This is a genomic window from Lysinibacillus capsici (assembly GCF_003367505.1).
In the GTDB taxonomy this organism is placed as follows: Bacteria; Bacillota; Bacilli; order Bacillales_A; family Planococcaceae; genus Lysinibacillus; species Lysinibacillus capsici.
Window position 1 is genome coordinate 132,747 of record NZ_PXXX01000009.1, and the last position, 12,381, is coordinate 145,127.

At 38.5% G+C, this 12,381-nt stretch carries 13 protein-coding genes; 1 reads left to right on the top strand and 12 read right to left on the bottom strand.

What is annotated here, in order from left to right; all coding sequences use genetic code 11:
• Nucleotides 1-50 precede the first annotated feature (50 nt).
• The 4 genes from C7B89_RS06075 to C7B89_RS06090 all read right to left on the bottom strand — a co-directional run bounded on the left by C7B89_RS06075 (nt 51) and on the right by C7B89_RS06090 (nt 2,733).
• On the bottom strand, nt 51-341 hold the full coding sequence (locus tag C7B89_RS06075) for a hypothetical protein (RefSeq protein ID WP_115673322.1): 291 nt from the start codon (nt 339-341) through the stop codon (nt 51-53).
• Between the two features lie 93 nt (nt 342-434).
• Nucleotides 435-1,544, bottom strand: a complete 1,110-nt coding sequence (locus C7B89_RS06080; RefSeq protein WP_115673323.1) for a PA2928 family protein — start codon at nt 1,542-1,544, stop codon at nt 435-437.
• Nucleotides 1,545-1,568: 24 nt separating this feature from the next.
• Entirely contained in the window at nt 1,569-2,399 is an 831-nt protein-coding gene (locus C7B89_RS06085; protein ID WP_115673324.1) for a CbrC family protein, read from the bottom strand.
• A gap of 25 nt (nt 2,400-2,424) precedes the next feature.
• Entirely contained in the window at nt 2,425-2,733 is a 309-nt protein-coding gene (locus tag C7B89_RS06090) for an antibiotic biosynthesis monooxygenase family protein (RefSeq protein ID WP_016991657.1), read from the bottom strand.
• 88 nt (nt 2,734-2,821) lie between these two features.
• Here C7B89_RS06090 and C7B89_RS06095 point away from each other — a divergent pair, with 88 nt between their 5' ends.
• A complete protein-coding gene (locus C7B89_RS06095) occupies nt 2,822-3,508 on the top strand; it encodes an ArsR/SmtB family transcription factor (protein WP_115673325.1) in 687 nt (228 codons plus the stop codon).
• Between the two features lie 19 nt (nt 3,509-3,527).
• Here the strand turns inward: C7B89_RS06095 and C7B89_RS06100 are convergent, their stop codons facing one another.
• The 8 genes from C7B89_RS06100 to C7B89_RS06135 form a co-directional block, all read right to left on the bottom strand.
• Nucleotides 3,528-4,400 (bottom strand): DMT family transporter, encoded by an 873-nt coding sequence (locus C7B89_RS06100; RefSeq protein ID WP_115673326.1) that lies wholly within the window; start codon nt 4,398-4,400, stop codon nt 3,528-3,530.
• A 177-nt stretch (nt 4,401-4,577) separates the two neighbouring features.
• Nucleotides 4,578-5,540: an alpha/beta fold hydrolase gene (locus tag C7B89_RS06105; protein WP_115673327.1), complete on the bottom strand. Its 963-nt coding sequence runs from the start codon at nt 5,538-5,540 to the stop codon at nt 4,578-4,580.
• Between the two features lie 127 nt (nt 5,541-5,667).
• Nucleotides 5,668-7,065: a sensor histidine kinase gene (locus tag C7B89_RS06110; protein ID WP_115673328.1), complete on the bottom strand. Its 1,398-nt coding sequence runs from the start codon at nt 7,063-7,065 to the stop codon at nt 5,668-5,670.
• A complete protein-coding gene (locus C7B89_RS06115; protein ID WP_112118421.1) occupies nt 7,062-7,736 on the bottom strand; it encodes a response regulator transcription factor in 675 nt (224 codons plus the stop codon). The genes C7B89_RS06110 and C7B89_RS06115 overlap by 4 nt, the downstream gene beginning before the upstream one ends.
• Before the next feature lie 141 nt (nt 7,737-7,877).
• Nucleotides 7,878-8,666 carry a lipid II flippase Amj family protein gene (locus C7B89_RS06120; protein WP_054550492.1) on the bottom strand — a complete coding sequence of 263 codons (789 nt, stop codon included), beginning with the start codon at nt 8,664-8,666 and terminating at the stop codon, nt 7,878-7,880.
• Between the two features lie 408 nt (nt 8,667-9,074).
• Nucleotides 9,075-9,566, bottom strand: coding sequence for a kinase (locus tag C7B89_RS06125; RefSeq protein WP_054550493.1), 492 nt, complete (start codon nt 9,564-9,566; stop codon nt 9,075-9,077).
• Nucleotides 9,567-9,582: 16 nt separating this feature from the next.
• Nucleotides 9,583-10,851, bottom strand: a complete 1,269-nt coding sequence (locus C7B89_RS06130; protein WP_112118420.1) for an MFS transporter — start codon at nt 10,849-10,851, stop codon at nt 9,583-9,585.
• Between the two features lie 153 nt (nt 10,852-11,004).
• A complete protein-coding gene (locus C7B89_RS06135) occupies nt 11,005-12,192 on the bottom strand; it encodes an MFS transporter (protein ID WP_054550446.1) in 1,188 nt (395 codons plus the stop codon).
• Nucleotides 12,193-12,381: the final 189 nt, after the last annotated feature.

Sequence of the window (12,381 nt, forward strand, 5' to 3'; positions counted from 1 at the left end):
TTGACTGTCTCAAAAACGATAGTCAGTTCCCAAATGAAGGGTTTTTTCGATCACTTATAACCAGCCTTTTGTAACACCTGCATGAAATAAAAACGATACGTATTTTTTACAAATGTCTCTAGAGGTAGCCCTACATTCACTTGATATTTTGTAAATATAAAATAAAATCGTTTATCCCACTTTAGGCGTAATAACTCGCCTGCTTCTTCGCCATACTTCATCGTAAATTCTTCCATCAAAGGTTCGATCATCTCATAACAATAATCTTTTAATTGGGCCAGTGCTTCAATATCCTTATCCCTTTGAAAGCGTATAATCCAATCTACTAATTGTTCATTCATATTTGCACGCCGTCCTTTTAAAAAGAGTTTCTTCCTATTAAATTATACTCCTTTTTTGGCGAATCAAAAAAAGAACGATTTTTCCAGTAGATTTCACTCATCAATAGGACGATTCCAACGTAGATGATAGTGAACAGACCTCTTTTTCGTTTCTTTATCGAATACTAGTAATCTATCACCAGCTTGAATGACGTAGCTATTCTCTAATGTCCGAACAGTGGGCTGTTGTTGTTGGGAATTAATGATGCCAATATTGCGTTCCCACAATACCTGATGTTTGTTCATATCATAGAGCAATAACATGTGTTCAGCACTTTCTCGCTGTGTTTGTCGATATGAAACAAGAGCCGTTTTTTCTATGATATCTACATCCACCACTTTTGGTTGTAAATTTTCATAGGCTTGAATGGCTGGCTCGGTTAGGACAGCTTGACTAAAATCGCGAATGGTCTGATAATCCTCTACAGGCTGTGGATGTGTAGCAAAATAGCCCGGCAACTCTGTCTCGATGAAAAAACGGGCAGATAGGTAATCTTGAGCCTTCGCATCCTCACTTAATGTTTTACCATCAAAGCGATAGAATTTGCCATCGACCCCTTCCAAATATAAATGGTTCTCTAGGACAGCCATTTGATGCGCATTATTGCTCAATATCGCTATTAATGACGGATGTTGCGTTCGAAAATCTTTTTTAGAAAGTAGTTCTTTGCCTGTTTCCATATCTACCAAGGATAATTGACCAAACTCATCATCACGATGATGGACAAGAACACCCCCCATAAATTCCCCAAGCAGTGTTTCTTTATAGGAAGCTGATTTTGTCCATTGCTTTTCACCTGTTTGTAAATTCACAGCTACTAGGAGATGATGTGCGATTAAATGCGTAATTCCATTCGATGTCCCATTATTTTCTGAGCCTTGCACCATTTGAACAGCAATGCTTTGTGAATCATCTGTATAAATCGGCGAATCGGATTTAATGGGAAAGCCTCTCCCCGCTAAGCCAAAAACAATCATTAATAGATTACTGACGAATAAAAAGGCAATGAGCAAAATGCTAGAAATAACGAGTCGTTTTCGTTTCATGACGATAAACAAAAATAGTAGAAGTCCCGTACCTAGCACGATGCAGAAAAAAATATCGTGGATAAGCCAACCATTTAAACGCCATGAATAGATATATCGTTGTAGAAATTGTTCCACTTCTCTACCCCCCTCAAACAACGACTAACTAAAATCTGAATAAAGCACATAACGGTCACATTCCAAGCATTGAAATAAATAGCCTTGATGATGACCATTGTTCATTAAGGATGCAGAAAGTTCTTCTTTTGAAAAGCCGGTATAATTATCAAATTGATCCTCAATTCCTAACTCTACTAAATCACGCCAACCAACATAGCCGATAAACGCACAATAGTCAGAGCAATGTGCCACCCAATTATTGCCCTGCCAGCTTACATAGCCAGGCGTCCGAAAGAGTACTTCCTCAGTAAACTTGGGGTTCGTAACCTGTTCATCCTCCATTAAGTCTTGCTGGAAAGAACCATCATATTTTTGAGCTGCTTCCCCACTATGGATGCAGGAAGGACAAAGATAATCTACTTCCTCAATTGCATAAATACCACCAGTATAATAGACATCCACTTCTTGCTCGCAACAATCACATACAACGATTTCATCTGTTTCAAAAATTTCAGCCTCTAGAGGGTTTGGTAGATATTTAAACGTTGGAATTTTCGTTTTAAGCTGCTGATGGTCTCTAATTTTTCTTGGCAGCAGAGGATTCACCGAATTTGGTTTATCTATGTAGGTCTGGAGAACGCCATACTTTTTTCGATCCTTTTTATCGTCTTTATTCATAATGACAGTAAATAACTGATATGCCTCAGGATACATCCTAAGTAAACAGTAGACCTCTACTAATATCCTTAATGTTTCTTCTGTTTGTTGAACCTGCTTTAATTGATCTTTAAAAATATGCATTTGATTAATGGTTATCGGATTGGAAGGATTAAATTTTTGTCTTAGTTCGTGCCATTCTTCCACAATCGTCATAAAAAATAAGCCTCCTTCTTACTTGCTATTTGGCAAATGAATAATCTTTTATCATTTGGCAGATTTCCACTTTATAGTTTGTGTACCATTTGTCTTTACCCAATTGTTGTGCTGTTAAATGCTTGGCATTGTCTTTCCATGCTTGGATAGCCTCTAGCGATTCCCAATAAGACACCGTTATGCCCTTTCCTTCCTCATTTCTAACACTTTCAACACGAATGAAACCAGGCTGTTGCTGTGCTAAGGCATCGATTAGGTCAGCCATCTTGCCATAGCCATCCCCATCTTGCTCAGTTCTTTGCGATGTAAAAATCACTGCATAATATGTTTCCATTTATTTCTCCTCCTCTATTACTTTTATTGTAAACCATAATGACTTTGACTAAAATCTAAATATAGGACACTGAAAGGATTGTGACAGAATGGGAATTAATCCAAACATGGCAGAAATAGCGGCACTTCTTGGTGAAACGTCAAGGGCAACCATACTTGCTAGTATGATGGACGGTCGTTTTCATACGGCTAGTGAACTAGCATATATGGCTGCCATCAAACCACAAACTGCTAGCTTTCATCTTGCTAAATTAGTAGAAGGAAAGCTGATAAAAGTTGAAAAGCAGGGACGTCATCGTTATTTTCAATTGGCTGGTGAGGACATTGCTCAATTTTTAGAGTCATTCCTAGCCATCTCTCCACCACCTGAAGTACGTTCATTAAAGCAATCGAGCCAAATCAAGTTATTACAGGATGCTAGAACTTGCTATGATCACCTTGCTGGTAAATTGGGTGTCCAATTAACGGAATCGATGCTCAAGGCAGGCTATCTTACATTGGAGGGTAAACAATTTGTCCTGACAGATGAGGGCATATTATTTTTTACGACATTCGGAATCGATTTAACTGCTTTAAAGAGAAAACGACGATCCTTTTCTCATGCCTGTTTAGATTGGAGTGAACGGCGTTATCATTTAGCTGGTGCACTAGGCTGTGAGCTATTAAATCAATTTTTCAACCTTGGTTGGCTTTTACGAGTTCCCTTTATTCGCGCCATTAAAGTGACGGAGAAAGGGAAAATAGGCTTTAAAGAGGTCTTTCATTTAGATTTGTAAATTAGGAAAGGGCACGGAGTTATCTCCTAGCCCTTTCTCCACTAAAAGTTCGGTTTACTAAATAAATGCCCATGATGATGAATAAGCCGCCAACCATTAGTGATGGTTTTAACGGTTCTTCCAATAACACCCAGCCTGTTAATACGCCAAAAAAAGGAGCTAAAAATAAATAGGCACTTGTTTTTCCTGGATCACTATTTTGCAGAAGATAATACCACCCTGCAAATTGTATGATCGAGGAAAAAATACTAAGCCACAACAGAATCAATAACGATTGTGGATTCACAATAAAAAATGGCTGTTCTAACAATGCGCTTCCTAGTAATAAGAGTAAGCCTCCAAATAGCATCTGATAAGCAGATAAAACCCACGTATCAAATAACACGCCCCATTTTTTCACTAACAAGGTGGCAGTAGCCCAAAAAACAGCTGATAGCAAGCCAAAAAGGATGCCTACTTTCAATTCAACTTGTGCCCCCATCGTAATCATCACCCCGATTAAGCCAAACAAAACCCCGATCCATTGATAGAAACGGTAGGACACTTTCATGAAAATGGTGGCAAAAATTACAACTAGTAATGGGTTTGTAAATGTTAAAATAGAAGACTCACTTGCCGTAATGGTGCGGAGACTTAAAAAAATACACCCCATCACACCTGCTGTTTGAAAGAGCCCGATCATGCATAATTTGAACCACTCCCTCCTTGTAATAGGATGAGGTCTCTTCAAGATGATAACAACGATAGCCATGATTATACCAGCCAATATAAAGCGAAGTGCAGCTAATAATAAAGGCGAGGCATACGGTAAGCCTAATTTAACAATGGCAAATGATGAACCCATTAAAAAGGTCGTTACTACTAATAAAGCAATAAATTGATAATTTTTCATCCAATAGCTCCTTACCTGATAGAATAATTGTTCTACGTACATTATAATCAGGAAGTATTTCAATGCTCATCGAAGTATGGATTACAACTCAATTGAAAGATTTTATAAGATTTCGTAAGGAAGAGGATAGTATTAAAAAATCTTACCTCCAAAAGCAAAGAGGTAAGAAACTATGGATTATTTATTTTGCATAAACGATCTGACGTTGTCTGTGATTTCCTCCGATTTTGTATGGTGTAAGTAATGATCCCCATCCAGTGTGATTACTTTGCCGTATACGGAATGTTTGACTTGTTCTTCATGCAGCGGTATCCAGTTCTTTTCAACTCCACCACTTTTCGCTTGGACAAATAAGAGAAGAGGTAAATCTTTAGGGAATGTAAGAGTTTTGGCTGCCGTGAAATTTTTGCTAATATGCTCTAATTCATTTGAAGTGCTTGTATTATAAAAGTTTTTGAGTGTAATCATCCTAATTTGCTCTTTTGTGTCGTCATCATACGGAAGACCTGCATAGGGATCATCTGAAAATTTTATAAGAATTCTTGCAATCCCTGATTTTTTTAGCAGTTGTAACGACTTAATTGGAAACTTCGTGTCCATACCACCCTGTGTAGGGACACTGCTATCAATCCCGACAAATCCAGTTACCTCATTCGGATATTTATTAACATAATCGAGTCCATAGATGCCTGCTATCGAATGTCCCATTAGCATATACCGATCAATCTTTAACTCCTGTAAAGCTTCATGGATTTCACTAACAATATTCTCTGTGCTTCGTTCTTTAGCTGTATCCTCACTTAAGCCATAGCCAAAGGGCTCTATTGAAACGATCTTATAATAGGGAGTTAGTTCATCTATCAATGGCTTAAAGTCGAGCGTTGGTGCTGCAGTACCGAAGCCTGGTAGTAATACGATGGTTTCAGCACCCTTACCTTGAATGGTGACATTCATTTTTTCCCCATTCACGGAGACGAGCTGACCATAGGGTTCTATTTTTCCTTGCTCTATCTTGTTGCAAATAATGTTTATTGTAAAAACAATGACAAGTAGCCCCACAATGGATATACCTAGGACTGCCATTGATTTCAGTAAAACACGCATAAATTTTTTCATGTTTGATGCACGAGAGGGATTCACCTTTACTCGTGCCTCCTCCTTTACTACGATTATTCCAGCTACTTTTGAGCTGTTAGTGCAACTATAAAGGAGAGAGATGTCTTCCGAATGACGACAATATGAACACAAGATGAACAACAAAAAAATGTTACGACATCTGTATAGGAGTCGTAACATGCTCTCTTTCATTTAAGGTAATAGGTAATTTGACAATCATTGTCGTTCCATGCCCAAGCTCACTCTCGACTTCAATTTCTCCTCGATGTAGTAAAACGATTTGCTTCACGATAGCAAGCCCCATTCCACTACCTTCATACTTGTGACTATGGGAACGATCGGCCTTGAAAAACCGTTCGAATATACGTTGCTGATCCTCTAAAGAAATCCCAATGCCTCTATCTGTTATTCGGACTATCACATGATTTGCACTTTGCTTCATGCTGATCTCAATCGTATCATTAGGACTTGAAAATTTAATACTATTCGTAAGAATATTTGTCCATACCTGATGTAATTGATCGTAATCAGCCATGAGGCGAACAGCCTTCAACTGGAGCTCAAAATCAATATTGCGAGAGGACCATTGAGGCTGGAGGGAGACAATGACACGTCTAATTTGTTCATCTAGACTGAACGTATCGAGATGCATTGGCTGTGTCTTTGATTCTAGTAAGCTCAGCTTTAAAAGGCTATCACTCATCTTAGACATTCGATTGGCCTCCGAAATGATGATATCAAGATAACGGTTTTTCTCGTCATCCGTTACATCAACTTGTTTCAGTGCTAATGCGTAACCAGAAATGGAGGTAAGTGGAGACTGCACCTCATGGGACACATTCGATACAAAATCTCTCCTCATTTGCTCTAGCTGCTGTAACTCCTCCGCCATATCTTCAAAGCTTTTAGCCAACGTACCTAACTCCCCTGATTGCTTAATATTTAATTCGACATTGAAATCACCACCAGCAATATGTTTAGTGGCTTGTGTTAGTTTTTTGATTGGCTTGACTAAAAACATCGCTGCAACTAAAAACACAACGCTTCCAATAACAAGGGCATAAGTAGCAAAATTTAGAATCAACTTGATGGAAAAGGAGGTTGAAGGTAAAGCAATCGTTTGGATAAACATCGCTCTCGTTCCCATTTCAGTTGTTAGAGGTATGCCGACAAGTATGGATGAAATACCACTTGGAATTACTTGAATGACCTCTCCATCCAGTACAGCTTGTACTTGTTCCATTGTTACAGGGGCTAACTGATTGCCATGAAGCTTTCCGTAAGCTGTAAACTGCCCTGTTTCTTCATAAATGCGAACATGATAGGATTCAAGCTGATGCATATCACGTATAAAACGATCGGCTTCATGATATGGCAATGTGTTAAAAATTTGTACCATGTCTTGTCCAAAATTTAATAAGGGGATTTGTAAGTTTTCATTTAATTTATCTTTAAATACCCATGTTGCCATGAAAAAAGAGATAACCGTTCCCCCAATGACAGCAACTAGAAAGATTAAAACGACGCGAGTATATAAAGATTTAATCATTCCTCAACCTCAAGCCTATAGCCCAGACCCCTTATTGTGTCGATATGAAAATCAGTGATGGTGTTGAAGCGCTCACGCAGGCGCTTAATATGTACATCGATGGTTCGATTATCTCCCGCATAATCAATCCCCCAAATTTGATCGATCAGTTGTTCTCTTGTATAGACTTGTCCAGGTGTTTCGGCAAGCTTATATAATAATTCAAATTCCTTGAGCGGTAGTGAAATAACATCTTTACCTCTCATGATTTTATAGGTCTGACGGTCCAGCGTGACTTGACCAAGTTGAATGGTCTGCGAATGGCCAATCCTGTAGCGCTTCAAAAGTGCCTTTACACGTACAGTTAGCTCTAACGGATCAAATGGCTTTGTTAAATAATCATCCGTTCCAAGCTCAAAGCCCTTCACTTTTTCCCATGTTTCCCCTCTTGCAGTCAGCATCAGAAGAGGAAGATCCGTATTCGTTTTGCGGAGCTCCTTACATAGTGTCCAGCCATCCATCGTTGGCATCATAATATCTAGTACAACAAGATCAATAGGTGTTGAGCCGTAGATGGCTAATGCTTCTTTACCATCTCCTGCCTCCATAGTAGTGAACCCGTCTTTGCGCAGAAAAAGGCAAACAAGTTCACGAATGTTCGCATCATCATCCGCAACAAGTATCGTCGGCATACATTCGTTCCCCTCTTTTCGAATCTATTATTAACCCACATTATACTATATAATTTCTTTACTTCTCCCCTACCACACCTCACGATTAATTGCTGTGGCCTAAAAAACCACTTCCTAAAAATATAAAGGAAGTGGTTCTAATCAAGCAATTAACTTTGCAAACCATGCAACGTAATGAGCACCTGGAATCAATAATAACTGTGCCACAATGGTTCCTAAAAATCTGGAGAACATCATCATAACAGACATTCTTTTCAGGTCTAGATAGCTTCCTCTCTTATTGATCACATCATCTGCTAGAATGGATATTTTCGGGTCAATGAATAGGATTAATAGTATTGTTGCAATGCCATTAATTAATCCAGATGCCATAACAGCAGTAGTCTTTAATTCTGGTACTAATAATGTGGCATACAATGCAGACAAAACGCCAATCGTATAGATAGCTGTAATAACAATATTGATGACAAATAATTTAATCGGGATATCCTGTAAACGAATACCTTTTAAATAACTAAAATTGGGTGTATGAATATGCTTAATCCCCCGTCTTACATAGTCAAATGTAAAGCCCTTTTTTAATAAAGCCGGGATTGAACCTCTTTCCTCAGCCAAATGAACGATAGCTCTTGAAAAAATGGCTACAAAGGTGGGGATAAGTAAGATTCCTACTATTGTTCCAAGCGAAGCCGCTCCAATAATTAGTCGAAATTGATGTTCTACAAATGTCATGGCATTATCCGTAGGTGCTGTATCAACAAGGCTCCCTGTGAATGGTTGTTGCATCATATTGGCTAACCTCGACACCATGACCATTACATTAAAAAGAGATAAAGCCGAAGCTAGTAATTTGACACGTGCTCCTGATAAACGAACTGCATATGCAAGCGTTTCAATCGCATGAATGATTAAAATAAATAAAGCAATCATGATTAATTTTTCTGTTATTAAATCCACATATGTACCTACTCTTTGCTTTCTAACGATTTAATATTGTAACGCTTATTCAATAAAATAGTTCCAATTGAAAAAATGTGCTGTCCTCGCCATAAAAGGTAATTATAAAAGGCGAGAGGTTGATTATTTCCAATGTGGAGAAGTGATGAGTGACTACCCTCGCCATAAAGAGTAGTGAATACCTTTGTTTTATTTGAAAAATTTTTCTAAAAAACATTTTAATGGGTTAGAATTGAAGGCTACTTGAATCTTCTTGAATAGCGATACAGGTAACCTCTAAACGGATCTGTGTTCGCCCAGAGGAAAGCATGTAACCTGCACGGAAATTTTTCAACACTATGAAAAAACTTACCCTAAGAAAGGGTAAGTTTTTTGTTACTTCTACAGTTGCTTTACCATTAATTTTAATAGATCATCCTGTGACATCTCTTCCGTCAGGAGCGTTTCACCATCCACCCCAAGATAATCATGCGGATTCCACCAAGCACGTAAAGAATCTTCCCCGAAGTCATTTTTTTTGGAGCTAGAATGATGACGAATAACGGTTTCCTCAAAAGATAAATCAAAATAATAAGTATTGGCCTTCTGATCATAGAAGTGGATTAAATCTTTTAACATAGCTCCATAACGACTGGCATATAATATTCCTTCTACAATGACAACTTCACAACGACCTTTACCATACTCTGCGATTTGACGAATTAATTCAATAGAAAGATTGCCTTCTCGATCATGCACCTTTAACATATCACGTCGGACAACATCTTGCGCAATCAAAAGTGTACCATGTCCAAGATGATGCTGAAGTTTCTTTGCAATTGTCGTTTTCCCACTACCTGAATTTCCTCGGATAATAATTAGCTTAGATTCCAATTTCCCCTTCTCCTTTTTAAGCTGCTCTCCTAGACCAAATGACAACAGGAATCAATACTAACGACAATAGCCCTCCTGCTAAGGACAACACTGCATAGCTTGAATTCGCCACTACCATACCTGATAGCGCACCACCTGATGCACCTGCCAATGCCACAAAAACATCCATCTTCCCCTGTGTTTTTGCACGGGTAGAAGGCTCCGTCGCATCAACAATTTGAGCAGTTCCACTAATTAAGCCAAAGTTCCAACCTAATCCCAGTAAAGAAAGTGCCACAATGAGTAACACCATTGAATCGCTTGGTGCAAATGCAGCCACTACGCCAGCGAGTAGCAACGTAATACCTGAAGCTATACTCATTGCTGTACGTCCGATTTTATCAACAAGAATACCTGTGACAAGTGATGGCAGATACATAGCACCTACATGAAACCCTATCACAATACCAACCTCGGCTAATCCATGTCCATGATGTTTCATATGTACAGGTGTCATTGTCATGATGGCCACCATGACAATTTGTGTCAGGACCATAACTGTTGCTCCTACCGCTAGGCCTCTTTTATTGCTAGATATAGGCATGGATGGTGTTTGATTTTCTTTGTTCATTTTTTGCTTATGTGCCTCTATGGCTTTCGCTATTTCTAGCGGGTCAGGACGCAACATAGTAAACAATACAAGCCCCGCCATAATAAAGGCCAAAGCAGATAATAGAAATGGACCCGCTAGAGCTGGAATACCGATAGACAGCGCCACTTTTCCCATCCATTCTACTAAATTCGGACCTAAAACAGCACCAAACGTGGTCATAAGCATGGTTGTACTAATCGCCGTAGCACGTTGCTTATTATTGGCTAAATCTGTCCCAGCGTAACGTGCCTGTAAATTAGTTGCCGTACCAGCTCCATAGATTAATAGAGAGGCAAACAATAACACAATACTATTCATTAAAGTAGCAAGGACTACACCTATTGCACCAAGTCCACCCACTATAAAACCTGTTGATAAGCCTATGCGGCGACCATAACGTTGAGATAGTTTTCCTACAATGAAAGCCGCACCCGCAGAGCCTAACGTAAATAATGCAGAGGGTACACCCGCATAGGCATCCGTTCCAAGCATTTGTTGTGCCAGTAGAGCGCCTACCGTTATACCCGCCGCAAGTCCAGCTCCCCCAAAAATTTGGGATAAGCTAACAACTATCAGTACACGCCTATATAGGTTTTTTAGTTTTTCTGGTGACTCAATGTAGGACGCAATTGACTCTTGAGATTTTTCAACCATTTTTCAACCTTCTTTCTCTATGTATATCAAACAAGATTACTTGAATTAATGAAGAAGGAACCGTCTCCATCTAGACAGTTCCTTTCCTATGCTACCATCTTTTTATACCTCTATCGTATGCCCCAATTGGTGTCATGCATAAAGGACATGATATTAATGTGCATGCATAACGACATTCTTTTTCTTTGCGTAAAATAAGAAAGTAGTGGTTAAACTTAAGCTTATGATTCCGAAAACAAGTCCCATACCACTTAAACCAATTAAATCTAGCATCATACCTGTCGATAAAAGCACGATTTGAAAGACGACGGAATCAATCATGTTGCGGAATGAGAAAAAGCGTCCATGAAACTGTTTGGGTACTTGTTTTTGGAAAATTACCATTGTCGTTGGGAAAAAACAGCCAACTGAAAAGCCAAAAACGCCAAATGCCACTAAAGCGAAAAATGGAGTCTCTGCAAGTAATAATAGGAGCTCCATTGAGCCTATAATAAAGGCTAATGAAAAAAGCAGTGTACCCATTTGTACACGGTCAGCAATCATTTTCAAACCAGCTGCACCAAGCATAAATCCGATACCTTCCACCGTATACAATAATCCTGAAATTGTGGTAGATTGATGAATTTCAGATATTTTCATAATCACTAAATTAAAAGAGCCTAAAAATAATGTAGGAATTAACATTAAGACAAGCGTCATCAAGACGACTGGATGCTCTTTGATCATCGGTAACACTTCTTTAAAATTCCCTTTTTCTTTGTTTGTCATCGTTTCAGTAGATGCTTCATCCAATTGCAATAAACTAGTAATGACAAACATGCCTAAATAGACAATAAATGAAATAATATATAACCATTTTAACTCAAAAAAACTGAGCATAAATCCAGCAGCGGCTGTACCGATGATCCTTGAAATGGTTCTTGCATTCATTTGCCAAGCATTTAATGTAATTAAATCCTGTTCCTTCGCAATCATGGGAATAATAGATTGCAAGGCAGGCATATAAAATGCTGCTGCTATTTGCAGCGTGATTAAAAATAGAATCATCCAAATGACCGAATTAGTATAAAGTGCGATAAACATAAATAAAACACTGATGATTCGTCCGATACTCGCCATCTGGACAACCGTTTTTTTCTTCGATTGGTCAATGATACGTCCTGCCATTGGACCAACAACTAAGCCTGCTAAAATACCACAAGAAATAATTAATGATTTGTGAAAGTCAGAAGGTACTACCTCTTGCATAAAGGCTAAATTGCCAATAATGCCAGCCCATAAGCCGAGACCTACGACAAATTCACCTAATAAAATAATCCATACGTTTCGATTTCTCCACATGCTGTTCTCCTTGTTGCTATCATAAAATTTATCGTAACAAAATTTTAAATATTCGTACATAACAATATAGAAAAATTTGCTAGATGCTACTATTCTTTCTCTTTCTAGTTTATCTTAACGAGTATACTATTTTTCCTAGAAGTAGTACTCATTCAAAAGTTTGAACTTGTCCTCAAAAGAAAAAACATC

What these genes read in the sequence shown, in the direction of transcription:
- C7B89_RS06135 (WP_054550446.1), bottom strand. Translation starts at nt 12,192, where the DNA reads ATGTGGAGAAATCGAAACGTATGGATTATTTTATTAGGTGAATTTGTC.
- C7B89_RS06090 (WP_016991657.1), bottom strand. Translation starts at nt 2,733, where the DNA reads ATGGAAACATATTATGCAGTGATTTTTACATCGCAAAGAACTGAGCAA.
- C7B89_RS06095 (WP_115673325.1), top strand. Translation starts at nt 2,822, where the DNA reads ATGGGAATTAATCCAAACATGGCAGAAATAGCGGCACTTCTTGGTGAA.
- C7B89_RS06120 (WP_054550492.1), bottom strand. Translation starts at nt 8,666, where the DNA reads ATGATTGCTTTATTTATTTTAATCATTCATGCGATTGAAACGCTTGCA.
- C7B89_RS06075 (WP_115673322.1), bottom strand. Translation starts at nt 341, where the DNA reads ATGAATGAACAATTAGTAGATTGGATTATACGCTTTCAAAGGGATAAG.
- C7B89_RS06115 (WP_112118421.1), bottom strand. Translation starts at nt 7,736, where the DNA reads ATGCCGACGATACTTGTTGCGGATGATGATGCGAACATTCGTGAACTT.
- C7B89_RS06100 (WP_115673326.1), bottom strand. Translation starts at nt 4,400, where the DNA reads ATGAAAAATTATCAATTTATTGCTTTATTAGTAGTAACGACCTTTTTA.
- C7B89_RS06130 (WP_112118420.1), bottom strand. Translation starts at nt 10,851, where the DNA reads ATGGTTGAAAAATCTCAAGAGTCAATTGCGTCCTACATTGAGTCACCA.
- C7B89_RS06110 (WP_115673328.1), bottom strand. Translation starts at nt 7,065, where the DNA reads ATGATTAAATCTTTATATACTCGCGTCGTTTTAATCTTTCTAGTTGCT.
- C7B89_RS06085 (WP_115673324.1), bottom strand. Translation starts at nt 2,399, where the DNA reads ATGACGATTGTGGAAGAATGGCACGAACTAAGACAAAAATTTAATCCT.